The following is a 16,448-nucleotide window of genomic DNA, read 5'->3' on the forward strand; positions in this document are numbered from 1 at the left end:
GGCCTCCGCTCCGGCGGCCGGGACGTGCACGCGCCTACCCCTCCTCGGCCGCGACCCGGGCCAGTGTGCGGCCGGTGCGCGCCGACCGGGCCCGCCGGGGGTCCGGGGCGTCGCGCCCGCTCCCGCCGCCGGCCGTCCGCACCAGCAGCCACGCCACCTCCCCGTCGCCCGCGCCACCGCCCGGCCCGCCGCGGAACCGGGTCAGCGCGTACTCCCCGCGCAGCTTCGTGCCGCGCAGCCGGAACCTGGCGTGGCCCTGCGCGAGCGACTCGGCGAAGTCCACCGGCCGGCCCCGGCGGTCGTGGCTCAGCTGCTCGTAGTCGCCGTGGTCCCACACGATGACCGTGCCGCCCCCGTACTCGCCCGCCGGGATCACGCCCTCGAACTCCTCGTAATCCAGCGGATGGTCCTCGGTCGGTACCGCGAGCCGTTTGTCGCTCGGATCCGCGGGCGGGCCCTTCGGTACCGACCAGGACTTCAGTACGTCGCCCACCTGCAGCCGGAAGTCGAAGTGCAGGGTGCTCGCGTCGTGGATCTGCACGACGAAGCGCGGCCGCCCGTCCCCGGCGGCCGCTCCGCGCCCCGCGGGCTCACCGGTCCGGCCGAAGTCCCGCTTGCCGCGGTAGTCCCGCAGCCCGTTCGCGTCGCCCACCTGCCGCTCCTTCCCGGGAGACCGTCGCCGACCGGGACCGGGTACCCCGGTCAGAACTCCTCGTGCACCTCCGGGTCACCGCCGATCCGCCGGTGCGCCCGGCCGGCCACGGCGCGCATCTGCTCCGCGTCCAGTTCGAAGCCGAAGACGTCCAGGTTGGCCCGCTGCCGCGCCGGGTCGCCCGACTTCGGGATGGGCACCGCGCCCAGCTGGGTGTGCCAGCGCAGGACCGCCTGGGCCGGTGTCACCCCGTGCGCGTCGGCGACCGCGGCGACGGCGGGGTCGTCCAGCAGGTCGCTGCCGCGGCCCAGCGGGCTCCAGCTCTCGGTGCGGATGCCCTTGCGCTCGTGGAAGGCGCGCAGCTCGTCCTGCGGGAACAGCGGGTGCAGCTCGATCTGGTTGACGGACGGCAGGACGCCGGTCTCCTTCTCCAGCCGCTCGATGTGCTCCGCGGTGAAGTTGGAGACGCCCACCGAGCGCACCAGACCGTCCTCGCGCAGCTTGATCATGGCCTTCCAGGAGTCGACGTACTTGTCCACCCGCGGCAGCGGCCAGTGGATCAGGTACAGGTCGACGTAGTCCAGGCCCAGCCGGGCCCGGGACTCCTCGAACGAGGCGAGCGTCTCCTCGTAGCCGTGGTGCCGGCCGGGCAGCTTGGTGGTCACGACGATCTCCTCGCGGGGGACCGGGCCGGCGGCCACCCCGCGGCCGACGCCGGTCTCGTTGCGGTAGTTCGTCGCCGTGTCGATCAGCCGGTACCCCGTCTCCAGGGCCGTACGGACCGCCCGCTCGGCCTCGTCGTCCTTCATCGGCCAGGTGCCGAGGCCCAGTGCGGGGAGCGTGGTGCCGTCGTTGAGCGTGTACGCCGGGATGCTGATCACCATGGGACCTTCCCTCGACTGTGCGCGGCGGTGTGCCGCCCGTCCAGCGTCGCCCACCGGGGCACCGGTGATCAACCGGACGGAGCGCGGGCGGGTCTGCCACGATCGGTGCCGAAGCCGGAACGGACGGACCACACCGACCAACGGAGCACGCATGACGACGGACAGGACGACGGCGGACCGCACGACGGCCAAGGCGGGGCAAGTCGAGGTGAAGCCCGTCGCGGGGCACATCGGCGCCGAGATCCACGGCGTCGACCTGGCGGCCGGCCTCGACGCGGCGCAGGTCGCCGCGGTCCGGGCGGCGGTGCTGCGCTGGAAGGTGGTGTTCTTCCGGGACCAGCGCCTCGACCACGCCGGCCACGTCGCCTTCGCGCGCCTCTTCGGCGAGCCGGTCGTCCTGCCCCGGCGCGGCAAGGCGTCACCGGCCGGTCACCCGGAGATCGAGACGACCGCCGACCGGCTGGAGCTGGGCGGACGGTTCGGCATGGAGCACGACGAGTGGCTGCGCCGCCGGCGCCACACCCTGCTGCGCGGCTGGCACTGCGACCACGGCGCCCGTGCCGACCCGCCGGCCGCGACGATCCTGCGGGCCGAGACGGTACCGCCGTACGGCGGCGACACCACCTGGGCGAACCTCGCCGCCGCCTACGCCGGGCTGTCCGCCCCGATGCGCGCCTTCGCCGACACCCTGCGCGCCGAACACCGCCTCGGCGTCGGCTACCAGCCCCGGCCCGGCGACGACGCCTACGTCCGGCACCTCCTCGACCACCAGACGGCGACCGTGCACCCACTGGTCCGCGTCCACCCGGAGACGGGCGAGCGGGTGCTGTTCGTCAACGGCTACTACGTCGAGCAGATCACCGGACTCTCCCGGCCCGAGAGCGCCGCCGTCCTGGACCTGCTCCTCGAACAGGCCACCCGCCCCGAGTACACGGTCCGCTTCCGCTGGGAGCCCGGCAGCGTCGCCTTCTGGGACAACCGGGCCACCATCCACCTGGCCCCGAGCGACAACGCCCACCTCGGCCACCCCAGGACCATGCACCGCGTGATGCTCGCCGGAGACGTGCCCGCCGGGGTCGACGGCACCCCGTCCGAGCCCCTCACCGGCAGCGAACCGGGCCGCTGGTGACCCTCGCGTCAGACGAGCGGGATCGTCACCTCGTCCTCCACCGGCGGGTCCAGCTCCTGCGCCCGGTTGCCGGTGGCGGCGTGGCAGCGCAGCCGCACCGCCTCCGGGGAGACGTCCAGGCGCAGGAAGCACTTGAAGAACGGCGGGCTGTAGGTCGCCGAACCCGGTGAGAACACCTGCGTGTAGACCTTGCGCACCGGCAGCCGGAACCGCTTCCCGTGCTCCGGCCGCCGTGCCGTGCCGAGCAGCCCGGCGACCAGCCGGGTGCGCCGCGTGACCCGCGCTCCGTCGCCCGGGGCGCGGCCCGTCCGGATGCCGAGGCGTTCGGCGATCACGGCCGTCGCCTCGGCCTCCGTGAGCGTGAAGAAGCGGCGCATCCGCAGCCGGCGCCCGTAGAGCGCGCTGTAGAAGGCCAGCGAGTCGCCGCGCAGCGGGTAGGAGCGGAAGTCGTCCTCGGTGACGCCGCCCACCGAGACGCGCGGGATCGTGTGGGTGGCGTGCATGAACGCGCCGCCGCCGCCCGCGACGACGTACTGGATGGTGCGGCCGTCCACGTCGACGGGGTAGCGCTGGTAGTTGTGGATGTCGCCGCCGATCGCCGCGACGTAGTGGTGGGCCGGGTCGCGGACGACGTCGTCCACCGTGCCGCCGCCCTCGATGGCACACGGCTGCCGCTCGCCGTCGACGTAGAGCGGTGAGCCGGTCACCAGGATCTTCGGCCGGGGCCCCGCGGAGACCTCGCGCAGCCAGGCGCCCTGCGCGGCGTCGACCGTGCCGAGCAGCCCGGTGTCGATGCCGATGATCCGCACCGGTCCGGCGTCGATCGCCCAGTACGGTCCGGGCTGGTCGGCCCGCTGTTCCGGCGCGGACCGCAGCTTGCGCGCCTCGTCCAGGTGCCGTCCGTCGTCCGGGTCGGCCCGGTGCCACAGCAGCGACCGCAGCCACGCCGGGGTGAGCGGACGGGGACCCGGAGCGGGCGGCGGGGGCGAAGCGTCGTCGCAGAAGACCCGCATGAAGCCGCCCAGGTCCTCGTACCAGTCGTGGTTGCCCGGTATCGCGTAGATCGGCGCCGGGTAGTCGCGGTACGGGCGGAAGAACTTCGTCCCGTAGTCGTCTGCGCTGCCCACCGGGTAGATCACGTCGCTGGCGAGCACGGCGAAGCGGGTGTCCTGACCGGCCTTCAGCAGGCCGGGCACGACGGCGTACTGGGGGTCGTCGCCCTCTCCGGTGTCGCCGATGACGAGGAACGAGAACCGGTCCGGGTCCGTCCGCCGGATCACCTTGTCGGCGGGCGCCCCGGCCGCCGTCCGCTGCGCCACCCAGCGGTCCCGGGTGCGGCCGGTGGGGTCGCCGAACAGGGAGGCCAGCACGCCGTTGCGGGCGGCCCACAGGGTTCTCGGGTCGAGCCAGGACAGCTTCTCGGTGTGCTGCGGCATGAGGTCTCGGTAGGCGCCGGGCTCGGCGGAGCCCCAGCCGGCGCCTTCGGCGGTATCGCGTGAGGAGTCAGACACCCGGGCACGGTAACAACGCCCCGAGCGGCGGCGCGACGAGGGGAGGCCCGCCCAACTCCGTTGCCGGACGGGTCGCTTCGTCGGCCGGCCCGCCGCTACTCGAAGCGGGTGGTGTCTCCGGCGCCGTACCGCACGATCTCCGCCTCGCCCCCGGAGAAGTCGACGACCGTCGTCGGTTCGGTACCGCAGTCACCGGAGTCGATCACCGCGTCGAGCACGTGGTCGAGCCGGTCCTTGATCTCCCAGCCCTGCGTCATCGGCTCCTCCTCGCCGGGCAGCAGCAGCGTGCTGGACAGCAGGGGCTCGCCCAGTTCGGTGAGCAGGGCCTGGGTGACGACGTGGTCGGGGATGCGCACGCCCACGGTCTTCTTCTTCGGGTGCTGGAGCATGCGCGGCACCTCACGCGTCGCCGGCAGGATGAAGGTGTAGCTGCCCGGGGTGGACGCCTTGATCGCCCGGAACACGTCGTTGTCGATCTGCACGAACTGGCCGAGCTGCGCGAAGTCCTGGCACACCAGGGTGAAGTGGTGCCGGTTGTCCAGTTGCCGGATCGACCGGATGCGGTCGATGCCGTCGCGGCTGCCCAGTCGGCAGCCCAGCGCGTAGCAGGAGTCCGTCGGATACGCGATCAGCGCGTCCGAGCGGACGCTGTCGGCGACCTGCGCGATGCTGCGCGGCTGGGGGTTCTCGGGGTGCACGTCGAAGTACTTCGCCATTCACCGAGCTTATGCCCGTCCGCGTACGACGGCCGACAGGCCCGGTCGGCCGCCCCGCCCGAACCTTCCGCGGGGCCTCGCACCGGGCCCGCGTCCGGGGCCATGAGGTAACGTCCCCGGCCTGGGCCGGGGGCGAGGCGAGGACGAGGAGAAGGCCGACGTGGCGGGCCGAGCGGACGGGACGGGACAGCGGGCGGCGGGAGCCGCCGAGCACGCGGGTTGGGCCGAGGAACTCCTCGACCACCTGCGGCCGGCCGGCCGCGACCCGAACCGGGTCATGACCTGGCTGGCCGGCGCCGCGGACGCCGCCGTCTCGCTCCAGGACGGCACCGGCCGCCTGCTGGCCGGCGCCCGGCTCGCGCTGGACGAGGGCCTGGTCGCGGACATCACCGGCGGCCGGATCGCCACCGCCGCCCTCGAGGACGCGGGCCGCCAGGTGCGGCTCGTCCGCGTAGCCCGCTCCCATCCGGCGCCCCACGCCGTCCTCGCCGTGGCCCGCGAGGACCCCTTCGACCGGCGGACCTCCGACATCGTCACGCACACCGCCCAGGTACTGGAGCTGCTGCTGGCCGGACACGAGTCGGCCGCGGCCGGACACCGGCTGCGGCGGGCCACCTCCGACCTGCGCCTGGCCATCCTGCAACTGCTGATGGTGGAGGACACCGTCTCCGCCCGCCGGGTGGCCGCCGGACTCTGGCCCGGCCTCCTCGACACCGACACGGCCTGGGTGTACGTCGTGGAGAGCAGCCCCGGTCAACGGGACCGCCTGGCCGAGGAGTGCGTGTCGGCGACGGCGGAAGGGGCACTGGTCGTGCGCTGCCCGGCGATGGACGGACACGTCATCGTCCTCGCCCCCAGGGACTCGGCCGGCCGGCAGCTGCGCACGCTCGTCGGCGGGCTGCCCGGCGTGTTCCTCGGGGGCAGTGCCCGGCAGGGCCTCGCCCGGACCGCCGCCGCGTACGGACAGGCGGTGAGCGCCCTGGCCGTCGCGCGGTTCCGGCCGGAGCAGGCGGCCGTGTACGCCGAGCGGACCCGCCCCGAGCTGCTGATGGAGCCCGGCGCCCTGTACGGCTGGACGGCCCGGACACTGAGCCCGCTCGACGGCCTGCCGCACCACACCCGCGCCGAACTGCTGGCCACCACCCGGCTCGGCCTGGAGTTCACCGCCGTCAGCACGGCGAAGATCCTCGGGGTCAGCCGCAACACGGTCCGGGCCCGCATGGATCGCGTCGAGGGTCTGCTGGGCACCGACTTCACCGACCTGACCGTCCGCGCCGCCGTCCACCTCGCCCTGAACTCGCAGGCCGGCCTCGCCGAGCCGCCGGGTGGGGCCGCCCCCGAACGGCCCGGGGCGGCCGGCCTCACCGACCTGCTGTCCGGGCCCGCGCTGCGTACCTGGGCCGCGGACCTGCTCGGCCGCCTGGCCCCGGACGGCCGGGACCTGCGGCGCACCCTGCGCACCTGGATCGCGGTCGGCGGCAACGCCGAACGGGCCGCCCAGCGGCTCGGGATGCACGCCCAGACCGTCCGCGAGCACGTCCGCAGCGCGGAGCCGGTCCTCGAACGCCAGCTGCTCGCCGCCGGCAGCGACCTGTACGAGGTCGTCCTGGCCCACCTCGCCGAGGGAGACCTCGGCGGGCCGCCGCTGCCCGGGACGAAACCGGGCCTTCCGGACTCACCTGTGCACGGGTGAGTCCTTCCGGCCCGGCAGCGGGCACCGGCACGATTCACAACGGCGGAGCCGTTCACGTAGGTTCGACCGCACCGGGGGCACGACCGGAACGGGGGACCGGTCGCGCCCCCGACTCCGTCGCGCGGCGGCCGGGTACCGGGGGGCCGGTCAGCCGTGCGGCAGGATCACCGCGCGGCCGTTGACCTGGCCCGCGTGCAGCCGCTCGTACGCCAGGGGCGCGTCGTCCAGCGCGTACGTCTCGGTGTGCACCGACAGGGCGCCCGAGCGGGCCAGGTCCAGCACCTCGATCAGTTCGCCGCGGCTGCCCCAGTAGGGCGCGGTGACCGACACCTCGAACGGCAGCACGCCGAACCCGACGGGGAGCGAGCCGCCGCCGATGCCGACCAGCGTGACATCGCCCTCGACGGCGGCGACGGCGCCCGCGGTCCGCACGGTCGGCGCCACACCGACGAAGTCGAACACGGCCTCGGCACCCAGACCTCCGGTCAGCTCGCGCACCGCGTCCGCCGCCCTCGCGTCCGACGGCACCACCTCGTGGGCGCCCACCTCACGGGCGAGGCGCAGCTTGTCCTCGCTGACGTCGAGGGCGATCACCCGGGCGGAGGTCAGTGCCCGCAGCAGCTGGACGGCGACGTGACCGAGGCCGCCGGCCCCGATGACCACCGCGGTCGAGCCGGGCACCAGCTTCGGCAGCGACCGCTTGATCGCGTGGTACGGCGTCAGCCCCGCGTCGGTCAGCGGAACGGCCGCGACGGGGTCGAGCCCGTCCAGCGGCACCAGGTGCCGGGCGTCGTCGACCAGCAGGTACTCGGCCATCGACCCCGGCCGTCCCAGTCCCGGCGGGCGGATGCCCAGTGCCTCGGCGCGCAGGCAGTAGTTCTCCTTGCCCTCCGCGCACTTGGCGCAGCTGCCGCAGCCCCAGGGCCCGTACACGGCCACCGCGTCGCCCTCGGTGAGTCCGGTCACCCCGGCGCCGAGCGCGGCCACCGTGCCCACGCCCTCGTGGCCGAGGGTGAGGGGAAGCCCGTAGGGGAAGGCCTCGGCAGGCCAGCTCATCACCGCGATGTCGGAGTGGCAGACGCCGGCCGCGGTCACCTTCAGCAGCACCTGGCCGGGGCCGGGTTCCGGGTCGGGGACCGTGACGACCTCGGGCGGTGCCCCGATGGTGCGGTACTGCAGTGCCTTCATGGTCGAACTCCTTCTTTCTGCCCCCCGGGTTGTGTGACGGGCGCTCAGACGGCCGTGTAGGCGCCGTCGACCAGGTGGTAGCCGCCCGCCACGAAGGACGCCCGGTCCGACAGCAGGAAGGCGATCAGCTCGGCGACCTCCTCGGCGCGCCCGAGCCGCCCGGCCGGGTGCAGGGCGACCAGGCCCTCGTACGCGGCCTCGCCCATGGACTTCAGCAGCGGCGTGTCGATGAAGCCGGGGCCGACTGCGTTGACCCGGATGCCCTGGGCGGCGTATTCGGCGCCGGCGGTCCTGGTCAGCCCGACGACGCCGTGCTTGGCGGCGACGTAGGCGGGAGAGCCCGCGAAGCCGACGGAACCGAGGATGGAGGCGACGTTGACGATGGCGCCGCCCCTGCCCGCGGCCTCCATGACGGGCAGTTCGTAGCGCATCGAGTAGAAGACGCCGTCCAGGTTGGTGCGGACGACCCGCTGGTAGGCGTCGACGTCGTACGCGCCGGTCGGGGCGCTCGGGCCGCCGATGCCCGCGTTGTTCACGGCCAGGTCCAGGCCGCCGAAGGTGTCGACGGTGAACCGCACGGCGGCCTCGACGGACTCCGGGCTGGTCACGTCCAGCTCCACGGCGGCGGCTTCGACGCCCTCCGCGGTCAGCTCGGCGACGGCCTTGTGGGCGCCCTCGGCGTTGTGATCGGCGACGACGACGCGGGCGCCGGCCGCGCCGAGGCGGCGGGCGGTGGCCAGGCCGATGCCGGAGGCGGCGCCGGTGACGAGGGCGGTGTGGCCGGCGAACTCGGGGCCGGAGCCGGTGGGCGCTGTCGCGGGGGTGGTGCCGGTGGTGCTCATGGTGCTTGCTCTCTGTCTTCCTCTGTGCTGGCGGGGGTCGCGGCCGCGGCCTCCGAGATCAGGGCGTCGTAGGCCCGCTCCACGAGGGCGGCGAGGTCTGCGGCTCCCGAGTCCGGTGCGTCACCGCGCGCCCACAGGCGCAGGGCGGCGATCAGGACTCCGGCGGCGGCGTCGACGAGGGCGGCCGGGCGCACGTCCCGGGCGTCGTCGGTGCCGAGTCTTTCGGCGACGATGCGGATCGACTCCTCCTGGGCGTCGACCCGGATGCGCTGGTAGGCGGCGAACAGGTCGGGCTCCGTGTCGGCCAGGGCCACCAGCCGGCGCATCCGGGGGCGGACGTGCCAGGCCGGGTCCTCTCTGTCGGCCAGCCAGTCGCGTACCGCCCGGCGGTAGGCGAGCAGCGGCGGCTCGTCGGCGGGGCGGGCGCGCAGCAGCTCGTTGATGCGGGCGCCGTCCCGGCGGACGAAGTCGAGGGCCGCGTCCTCCTTGCCGGCGAAGTGCCGGCTGAACGTGCGGCGCGTGACGTCCGCGCGCTCGGCGATGGCCTCCACCGTGGTCGCCGCCGAGCCGCGCTCGAGGAGCAGGTCGCAGGCGGCGGTGGCCAGCGCGTCACGGGTCTGCCGGGCCTTGCGCTGCCGTCGGTCCTCGGGGGCGGGGGAGGGCTTCGTTGCCGTCATGCGTTCGAGCGTACACCCAGTGATGTCCCATTGGGACATGTGGCTCAGTGGGACACGTGACCCGGCGAGACATGACAGGTCCAGGAGTGCCGGATCCGCCCGGCCCTCACCCCGCCGCGCGTGCTGCCGCGAGGGCCTGTTCGGCGTACCCGCGTCCGAACAGGACGGCGTGCACCAGCAGCGGGAACAACTGGTGCAGGCCGACGCGGCCGGCCCAGCCGTCGGCGAGCGGCGCGCTCTCCTCGTACGCCGCCGTGATGCGCTCCAGGTGCGGGCAGCCGAACAGGCGCAGCATCGCCAGGTCGGTCTCCCGGTGCCCGCCGTGCGCCGCCGGGTCGATCAGGTGGACGTGCCCGTCCTCGCCCCAGAGCACGTTGCCGTTCCACAGGTCGCCGTGCAGCCGGGCGGGCGGCTCCGCGGGACCCGCGAGGCCGGGCAGCCGCTCGCAGACCCGCTCGACGCCGGCCGCTTCGGCCCCGGTGACCGTGCCGTCGTCCACCGCACGGCGCAGATACGGCAGGACGCGGTGCTCGGCGTACCAGGACGGCCAGTCGCTCCCGACGGCGTTGCGCATCGGGGCGAGCCCGATGTACGCCTCCTCGGGCCCGTCGGGCGGCGCGGCCCCGAACGCGGGCGCCCCGGCGGCGTGCAGGGCGGCCAGCTCCCGGCCGAACCGGGCCGCCGCCTCCACACTCGGCCGCCCCTGCGGCACCCGGTCGACGACCAGCCGGCGCTCGTCGTGCCCGTGCACCACCGGGACCCGCACCGCACCGGCCGCGGCCAGCCAGCGCAGCCCGGCGGCCTCGGCCCGCACGGCACCCGGGCCGTCCACGACCTTGACCATCACCGTGCGGCCGTCGTCCAGGACGACCTCACCGAGCGAACCGGACAGCCGACGCTCCGCGGTCGCCGGCCGGCCGGTGAACCGCGCCGCGACCTCCGAGTACGAGGAGCCGGAGCACATGGCCTCCAGCCTAGGACCGCGCCGCCGCGCCGGGACCGGAGTGCCGCCGACCCGGTGAAAAACGCCCGGTACGCCGATCGGAGACCGGCGGGGCGGGGGAGCAGTGGGACTATGACCAGTTCAGCGTTCCAACGCACCATCATCCTGCCCGCCCCCGTGTGCCAACAGGCCGCACAGCACCTCGAACACGCGGTGCAGAAGGCCATCGACGGTGCCGCGACGCCCTGGCGCGCCTTCCGCACCGCCGACGGCGACGACTTCGCGTTCTCGGTGCCGGTCGTCGAGCAGGCCGCGGGCTGTCTGCTGGTGCTGGCAGCCGAGAGCGCCCAGAGTCTGCGCCCCTCCGCGCTGCGCGCCCTGATCACCGTCGCGCTGCACCTGCGGGACGCGGCCGAGGCCGTCCGCCGCCCCGCGCTCCCCACCGGGGCCTGGTGAACTCCGGGGCACCTCCGGGCAACGAAAAGACCGTGCCGCGCCCCTGAACATGTGTTTGGCTCTGCGGCATGGAGTTCACGCGCTTCCTCGACTGCCTCGCGGCCGACTACGACCGCATGCGGACCGTCGTCGCGGCCGACGCCGACGCCGCGGTGCCGACCTGCCCCGGCTGGACGGTCGCCGATCTGACCCGCCACGTCGGCGAGGTCTACCTGCACAAGACCGTCGCCATGCGCGAGGGCGTCGAGCCCGAGCCCTGGCCGCCGAAGGAGTTCGCCGAGGAGGAGCCGGCCGCGCTGCTCGACCGGGGATACACGGCGCTGCGCGCCGAGTTCGCCACTCGCGCCCCCGGGGACGCGGCCGCCGGCTGGTACGGCCCCGACCAGAGCGTCGGCTTCTGGATCCGGCGGATGGCCCAGGAGACCGTCGTCCACCGCATCGACGCCGAACTCGCCACCGGCCGGCCCGTCACCCCCGTACCGGACGACCTCGCCGTCGACGGGATCGACGAACTGCTCAAGGTCTTCGTCTCGTTCGCCGTCGCCGAATGGGGCGAGTACTTCACCGAGATCCTGGACGGCTCCCCGGGACGGACGTTCCTCGTGCGGGCCGGTGACGCGGCCTGGCGCGTGCGCACCGGGCCGGGGGAGTTCGCCGTGACGGACGGCGAAGGTGACGGCACGGCCGAGGTGACGCTGAGCGGCGCCCCGGAGGCGGTACTGCGCCGGCTCTGGAACCGGACGGGGACCGAGGACGACGACGGCGTGCGCGTCGAGGGCGCCCCCGAGGCCGTCGAGGAACTGCGGCGCTGCATCGTCGTCGCCACCCAGTGAGACCCGGGGCCGGCGTCAGGTGCCGATGAGGCGCAGCGCCCCCCACAGGGCCACGGTCGACGCCGCGACCGTGGCCGGCACGGTGAGTACCCCCAGCAGTGTGAACCGGGCGAGGCTCACCTCGATGCCGTGCCGGTGCAGGATCCGCCGCCAGAGCAGGGTGGCGAGCGAGCCCACGTAGGTGAGGTTCGGGCCCAGGTTCACGCCGATCAGCACCGCGAGCACGTGCGCCGGACCGGCGGGCGCGGCCAGCGGGAGCAGGGCGAGGACGGCCGGCAGATTGTTGACGACGTTGGCCAGCGCCGCGGCCACCGCCGCCACCCCGAGCAGCGCCGGCAGCGAGTCCCCGTCCGGCAGCAACCGCCCAAGACCGGACGCGGGGCCGCCCGTCACCACCGCCTCCACCACGACACCGAGGGCCAGGACGAACACGCAGAACAGCGGCGACGCGGCGCCCACCATCTCCCGCGGCGTGACATGCCGCCGGGCCAGCGCCCGCAGACCGAGCACCACAACGCCGGCCAGCGCCGCCCACGCGGGGTCGAGCCCGACGGGGGAGGAGAGGGCGAACCCCGCCAGGGTCAGGGCCACGACGACGACGGTGAACCGGGGGACTGCCGGAGTGACACGTGCGGCCGCTCCCGGCGCGGGCGGGGCCGCCGGCTCGTTCAGGTCCGCGCGGAAGAAGCGCCGGAAGACGGCGTACTCCACGGCGATCGCGGCCACCCAGGGCAGCGCCATCAGCGCGGCGAACCGGGTGAAGCTCAGGCCGCTGGCCGTGAACGCCAGCAGGTTGGTCAGGTTCGAGACCGGCAGCAGCAGCGAGGCGGAGTTCGACAGGTGCGCCGTGGCGTACACGTGCGGGCGGGCGCGGGCACCCGCCCGGGACGCGGTGGCGAGGACCACGGGGGTGAGCAGGACCGCGGTGGCGTCCAGGCTCAGCACGGCCGTGACCGCGCAGGCCACGCCGAACACGCCGGTCAGCAGCCGCCGCGGGCTGCCCCCGCAGCGGCGGGCCACGGCCGCGCCGACGGCCTCGAACAGGCCCTCCTTCGCGCACAGGTAGGCCAGCATCAGCACCAGCGCGAGAAAGACGACCACCGGCAGCAGCGTGCGCGTCTCCTCCCACGCCTGCTGCGGGGTCACCATGCCGAGCGCCACGGCGAGCACGGCGGCGGGTACGGCGGCCGCCGCCTCCGGCAGCCCGCGCGGGCGCAGCACGGCGAAGGCCAGGACGCCCAGCAGCAGGACGAGGGGGACGGCCTCGGAGAGGACGGTGGTACTCAGGACTTCTCTCCTCGGACGCCCGCGACGGACCCTGCGGCCGGTGCGGCCCGGCCGGAGCCGCCGATTCTGTCAGTGGCCCAGCTTCGCCCGGACGCCGCCCACGGTCGCGGCCGGGCGCGCCGTGGCCCGCACCGAACGCTGGACCAGGTGGGCGTCGTGCCGCACCCCCTTCGCGGCGTGCCGCCCCCGCCACAGGAGGGACGGCCTGCCCGCGGTGTCGTCGGCCGCGATCAGCAGGCCGCCCATCATGGCCAGGTTCTTGAGGAAGTGGATGCGCTGCTGCGCACGGTCCGCCGGGTCCTCCGCCTCCCAGAAGCGGTGCCCCGCCAGCGTGGTGGGCACCAGCGTCGCGGCCAGCGCCAGGGCGGCCACCCGGGGGCAGCGGCCCAGCCCCAGCATGATCCCGCCCACGACGTGCACGGCCCCATTGAGCCGGACGAGTTGTTCGGTGCCGTCCGGCAGCGCCGACACCCGCTCGGTCACCGGCCGCACGACCGGCTCGGCCGCCGGCGCGACGTCCTGGGGCCTGCGCAGGGAGTGCAGGCCGCCCGCGACGAACATCGAGGCGAGCATGGGGCGGCCGGCCGTACGCAGAAGACTCATGACGCGTTCTCGCTCTCTTCGAGGGTGTCGCAAGGTGTCGCTCACTCAGATCATCGAATGCCCGGTTCGGTCGGCGCCATTCGGCCGCTACTTGTGGGAGCGCTCCCAAGGGGGGAGGATGGCAGGGTGATCCAGACTGCCGCCGTACGTCCCTACCGTCCCGCCGACGCCGCCGCGCTCGACGACATCTGCGTCCGCACCGCGCACAACGGCCGCGACAGCCGCCCCGTGTACGCCGACCCCTCCGTACTGCCCGCCGTCTTCGCCGCCCCGTACGTCCATCTGGACCCCGGCCTGGCCTTCGTGCTGGACGACGGGGAGGGGCGGGCGGTCGGTTACATCCTCGGTACGGCGGACACGCCCCGCTTCGCCGAGGAGTTCCGCTCCACGTGGCTGCCGCGCGTCGCGGACCGCTATCCGGCGCCGCAGGGTCCGCCCGACGGCCCGGACGCGGTCATGGCCGGGCTGCTGCACGATCCCGAGCGGATGATCGTCCCCGAACTGGCCGCCTACCCGGCCCATCTGCACATCGACCTGCTGCCCGAATGGCAGGGGCGCGGGTACGGGCGGGCGCTGATGCGGGAGTTCTGGCGGGCGCTGCGGGAGCGCGGCGTACCGGCCGTCCATCTGGTCATGGCCACCGCCAACACGCCGGCCAGGGCCTTCTACGACCGGATGGGCTTCCAGGAGATCGAGGTGGCGGGCATGGACCCCGCGGACGTCACCTGCCTGGGACGGGCGACGGAGGACGACGCCTGACCGACGCCCGGCCCCGTCGGCGCGTCAGGCCGCGTTCAGCCGGTAGACGTTGAAGGCGCGGCGGATCACCGGCTGGGCGACATTGCGCACCCGCACCCCGCCCGCCGTCATGCCGTGCTCCGTGCCCAGGTGGGCGTGGCCGTGGACGGCGAGGTCCGCGCCGGCCGTGTCGATCGCCTCGGCGAGCAGGTAGCTGCCGAGGAACGGGTAGATCTCCAGCGGTTCACCGGCGAGCGTGTCGGCGACGGGGGAGAAGTGGGTGAGCGCGATCCGCACGGAGCAGTCCCGGCCGGCCAGTTCCTCCAGGGCGGAGCGCAGGCTGTCCGCCGAGCGCCGGGTGGTGCGGACGAACTCCTTCATCAGCGGCTCGCCGAATTCCCCGGCGCTGCGGCCCACGAAGCCCCCGCAGAACCCCTTGGCCCCGGCGATGCCGACCCGGGTCCCGGCGCACTCCACCACCACGCCCTCACCCTCCAGCACGGTCACGCCGGCGTTCCGCAGGAGCGCGGCGACCTTGTCGGGCCGCTCGTCGTGGTGGTCGTGGTTGCCGAGGACGGCCACGACCGGCACCGGCAGATCCCGCACCTCCTCGGCGACCACCCGCGCCTCCTGAGGCGTGCCGTGCCGGGTGAGGTCGCCGGCGAGCAGCAGCAGGTCGGCGCAGCCGGGCAGGGTCTCGAAGGCGGGCCGCAGCAGCCCCTGGCTGTCGGGCCCCATGTGGATGTCCCCGACGGCGGCGACGCGGATCATCACAGCTCCTCGGCGTGGTCGGGGCCGGCGGTCTCCACCACCACGACGTCCGCGTGCACGGTGAGCCCGGCCATTTCCTCTCGGGCGATCCGCAGCAGCGTCTCGCGGCACCGCTCGGACGGCACCGTGCCGGTGATCGCGACGGCGCCGGCCCGGACCTCGGCACGAACGCCCAGCTCGCCCAGTTCCTCCGCGGCGAGCCGGTCGTGCAGGTGGGCGACGCGGTACTCGATGTTCTCGCCCGCCGGGGAACCGGTGTCCGACGCCGGCGGCCCGTGGGGCGTGGGCTCGCTCATGGCTGCTCCTCCTTCGCGGGGGCGGGCGGTGCGCCGCCCGGGTGGCCGGCCGGGGGGATGATCTCCAGCCGTTCGAGGATGAAGAAGAACGCGGCCGGCATCGGGGCGTCCGCGCAGTCGCGGCGCAGTTCCGCCCAGTCGATCTTCTCGCGCAGGGTGCGGGCGATCGGCAGCACCGCACCGAAGTCGCAGTGGTGCTCCGAGAAGGCCGCCAGCAGTCCGCGCAGCAGGTCGGTGGGGGACAGGACCGGCATCAGCACCGAGTCCACGGAGAGGTCCTGCGCCCGGTCCAGCAGTTCCGTCGTGACCGGCTCGTGCGCCAGCTCGAAGATCAGGTCGACCTGCTGGCCCAGGCAGCTCGCCTTCAGCAGCCAGTCCTCGGGCGGCGTGTACACCACCAGGCCCGCCGCCCGCAGCGTGGCGGCGACGGCGTCCGCGTCGTCGGGCCGGATGCAGAAGTCCACGTCGTGCTGGAGGTTCTGGGTGCCGCCGTGCGCGTACACGGCGACACTGCCGGCCAGCGCGAAGGGGTGCTCCGCCTTCTTGAGGGTCGAACCCACCTGCTTGGCGGCCTGGAGGATCGCCTGGTTGCGGTCGACCGGCAGATCCTCGTGGCCCGGCTCGCGCGGAGGAACCAGCCCGGGGTCCCCCGTTGCCGGACGGAGCTCGGAAACGCCGGCGCGCTGTTCGAAAGCGTTCTCGTCGGCGGGCTGCCTCATCGTTGTCCCCTTCCGGGCGGTCACCGTCGTCGGACCGGAACGACCGGCCCTCCCCTGCACACGCGGGTACCCGGCGGGCCCCCCGCGACACGGAGGCGCTCCCCGAGGTGGGGCCGGAGGATCGCGGGCACTCGGACGGCATGGACGACAAGCGGATGCGACAGCGGACCGCCTCCGAGGACCGCCGGACCGTGGAACGGCTGGTGGCGGCGTGGCTGGCGGAGACCGAACGGCACGACGCCGGCGCGGCCCGGAAGGCCCGTGCCGGCTGGAAGGAGGGCGCCCTGTCCGAATCGGCCGCCCAGGACCTGGCCACCTGGGTGACCGCCAGGATCACCGACACCGGGTTCACCGAGGACGAGGGCCCTTACGTCGAGGGTCCGGTCCGGATCACCCCGGCGGACAAGGACACGGTGCACGCCTGGCTGCGCGAGCGGGGCCACGGCGTGTGACACGCCGGTCAGCCCCGGCCGGCGGCCGTCGGGCCGGCGACGGCTGCCGGGTCAGGAC

The 16,448-nt window shown here is 74.5% G+C and carries 19 protein-coding genes; 6 read left to right on the forward strand and 13 right to left on the reverse strand.

The genetic code is table 11. The features are described from left to right. Positions 1–34 precede the first annotated feature (34 nt). Both ACFW01_RS26115 and ACFW01_RS26120 read right to left on the reverse strand, forming a co-directional pair. Positions 35–652, reverse strand: a complete 618-nt coding sequence (locus tag ACFW01_RS26115) for a DNA polymerase ligase N-terminal domain-containing protein (RefSeq protein WP_384507167.1) — start codon at positions 650–652, stop codon at positions 35–37. 50 nt (positions 653–702) lie between these two features. Continuing rightward, positions 703–1,533, reverse strand: coding sequence for an aldo/keto reductase (locus ACFW01_RS26120; protein ID WP_384507257.1), 831 nt, complete (start codon positions 1,531–1,533; stop codon positions 703–705). A 154-nt stretch (positions 1,534–1,687) separates the two neighbouring features. On the opposite strand from ACFW01_RS26120, the gene ACFW01_RS26125 reads away from it, so the two are divergent. Beyond that, entirely contained in the window at positions 1,688–2,665 is a 978-nt protein-coding gene (locus ACFW01_RS26125) for a TauD/TfdA family dioxygenase (protein ID WP_234959794.1), read from the forward strand. 8 nt (positions 2,666–2,673) lie between these two features. Here the strand turns inward: ACFW01_RS26125 and ACFW01_RS26130 are convergent, their stop codons facing one another. Together ACFW01_RS26130 and ACFW01_RS26135 are read right to left on the reverse strand one after the other, a co-directional pair. Then, the gene (locus ACFW01_RS26130; RefSeq protein ID WP_384507171.1) at positions 2,674–4,176 is read right to left on the reverse strand and encodes a metallophosphoesterase; all 1,503 of its coding nucleotides are present in this window, start codon (positions 4,174–4,176) and stop codon (positions 2,674–2,676) included. A 95-nt stretch (positions 4,177–4,271) separates the two neighbouring features. Further along, complete coding sequence (locus ACFW01_RS26135; RefSeq protein ID WP_163015978.1) at positions 4,272–4,892, reverse strand: L-threonylcarbamoyladenylate synthase; 621 nt, start codon at positions 4,890–4,892, stop codon at positions 4,272–4,274. 160 nt (positions 4,893–5,052) lie between these two features. Between ACFW01_RS26135 and ACFW01_RS26140 the strand changes: the two genes are divergently transcribed. Beyond that, positions 5,053–6,585: a helix-turn-helix domain-containing protein gene (locus ACFW01_RS26140; RefSeq protein WP_384507175.1), complete on the forward strand. Its 1,533-nt coding sequence runs from the start codon at positions 5,053–5,055 to the stop codon at positions 6,583–6,585. A 147-nt stretch (positions 6,586–6,732) separates the two neighbouring features. Here the strand turns inward: ACFW01_RS26140 and ACFW01_RS26145 are convergent, their stop codons facing one another. The 4 genes from ACFW01_RS26145 to ACFW01_RS26160 all read right to left on the reverse strand — a co-directional run bounded on the left by ACFW01_RS26145 (position 6,733) and on the right by ACFW01_RS26160 (position 10,256). Then, a complete protein-coding gene (locus ACFW01_RS26145; RefSeq protein ID WP_384507178.1) occupies positions 6,733–7,773 on the reverse strand; it encodes an NAD(P)-dependent alcohol dehydrogenase in 1,041 nt (346 codons plus the stop codon). A 44-nt stretch (positions 7,774–7,817) separates the two neighbouring features. Continuing rightward, positions 7,818–8,615 carry an SDR family NAD(P)-dependent oxidoreductase gene (locus ACFW01_RS26150; RefSeq protein WP_384507181.1) on the reverse strand — a complete coding sequence of 266 codons (798 nt, stop codon included), beginning with the start codon at positions 8,613–8,615 and terminating at the stop codon, positions 7,818–7,820. Continuing rightward, the gene (locus ACFW01_RS26155) at positions 8,612–9,292 is read right to left on the reverse strand and encodes a TetR/AcrR family transcriptional regulator (protein ID WP_384507184.1); all 681 of its coding nucleotides are present in this window, start codon (positions 9,290–9,292) and stop codon (positions 8,612–8,614) included. Before ACFW01_RS26155 ends, ACFW01_RS26150 begins: the two co-directional genes overlap by 4 nt. A 106-nt stretch (positions 9,293–9,398) precedes the next feature. Next, on the reverse strand, positions 9,399–10,256 hold the full coding sequence (locus ACFW01_RS26160; protein WP_384507187.1) for a fructosamine kinase family protein: 858 nt from the start codon (positions 10,254–10,256) through the stop codon (positions 9,399–9,401). Between the two features lie 111 nt (positions 10,257–10,367). Here ACFW01_RS26160 and ACFW01_RS26165 point away from each other — a divergent pair, with 111 nt between their 5' ends. Both ACFW01_RS26165 and ACFW01_RS26170 read left to right on the forward strand, forming a co-directional pair. Next, entirely contained in the window at positions 10,368–10,691 is a 324-nt protein-coding gene (locus ACFW01_RS26165; protein WP_122618148.1) for a hypothetical protein, read from the forward strand. 68 nt (positions 10,692–10,759) lie between these two features. Further along, a complete protein-coding gene (locus ACFW01_RS26170) occupies positions 10,760–11,524 on the forward strand; it encodes a maleylpyruvate isomerase family mycothiol-dependent enzyme (RefSeq protein ID WP_234959800.1) in 765 nt (254 codons plus the stop codon). A 15-nt stretch (positions 11,525–11,539) separates the two neighbouring features. Here ACFW01_RS26170 and ACFW01_RS26175 read toward each other — a convergent pair whose 3' ends face one another. Both ACFW01_RS26175 and ACFW01_RS26180 read right to left on the reverse strand, forming a co-directional pair. Then, positions 11,540–12,811, reverse strand: coding sequence for an SLC13 family permease (locus tag ACFW01_RS26175; protein WP_384507260.1), 1,272 nt, complete (start codon positions 12,809–12,811; stop codon positions 11,540–11,542). 69 nt (positions 12,812–12,880) lie between these two features. Further along, complete coding sequence (locus tag ACFW01_RS26180; RefSeq protein WP_234959801.1) at positions 12,881–13,414, reverse strand: DoxX family protein; 534 nt, start codon at positions 13,412–13,414, stop codon at positions 12,881–12,883. Between the two features lie 126 nt (positions 13,415–13,540). On the opposite strand from ACFW01_RS26180, the gene ACFW01_RS26185 reads away from it, so the two are divergent. Next, positions 13,541–14,173: a GNAT family N-acetyltransferase gene (locus ACFW01_RS26185; protein ID WP_384507191.1), complete on the forward strand. Its 633-nt coding sequence runs from the start codon at positions 13,541–13,543 to the stop codon at positions 14,171–14,173. Between the two features lie 24 nt (positions 14,174–14,197). Here ACFW01_RS26185 and ACFW01_RS26190 read toward each other — a convergent pair whose 3' ends face one another. Genes ACFW01_RS26190 through ACFW01_RS26200 form a run of 3 tightly spaced genes read right to left on the reverse strand, consistent with a single transcriptional unit; the run spans position 14,198 to position 15,938 of the window. Beyond that, positions 14,198–14,923, reverse strand: a complete 726-nt coding sequence (locus ACFW01_RS26190) for a metallophosphoesterase (protein ID WP_384507194.1) — start codon at positions 14,921–14,923, stop codon at positions 14,198–14,200. Beyond that, positions 14,923–15,219, reverse strand: a complete 297-nt coding sequence (locus ACFW01_RS26195; protein ID WP_234959804.1) for a BON domain-containing protein — start codon at positions 15,217–15,219, stop codon at positions 14,923–14,925. Before ACFW01_RS26195 ends, ACFW01_RS26190 begins: the two co-directional genes overlap by 1 nt. Further along, the gene (locus ACFW01_RS26200; RefSeq protein WP_234959805.1) at positions 15,216–15,938 is read right to left on the reverse strand and encodes a nucleotidyltransferase family protein; all 723 of its coding nucleotides are present in this window, start codon (positions 15,936–15,938) and stop codon (positions 15,216–15,218) included. The genes ACFW01_RS26195 and ACFW01_RS26200 overlap by 4 nt, the downstream gene beginning before the upstream one ends. Positions 15,939–16,078: 140 nt before the next feature. Here ACFW01_RS26200 and ACFW01_RS26205 point away from each other — a divergent pair, with 140 nt between their 5' ends. Next, entirely contained in the window at positions 16,079–16,390 is a 312-nt protein-coding gene (locus ACFW01_RS26205) for a hypothetical protein (protein ID WP_234959949.1), read from the forward strand. Positions 16,391–16,448 lie beyond the last annotated feature (58 nt).

The sequence above is a fragment of the Streptomyces sp. NPDC058985 genome (genome assembly GCF_042740985.1).
GTDB lineage: Bacteria > Actinomycetota > Actinomycetes > Streptomycetales > Streptomycetaceae > Streptomyces.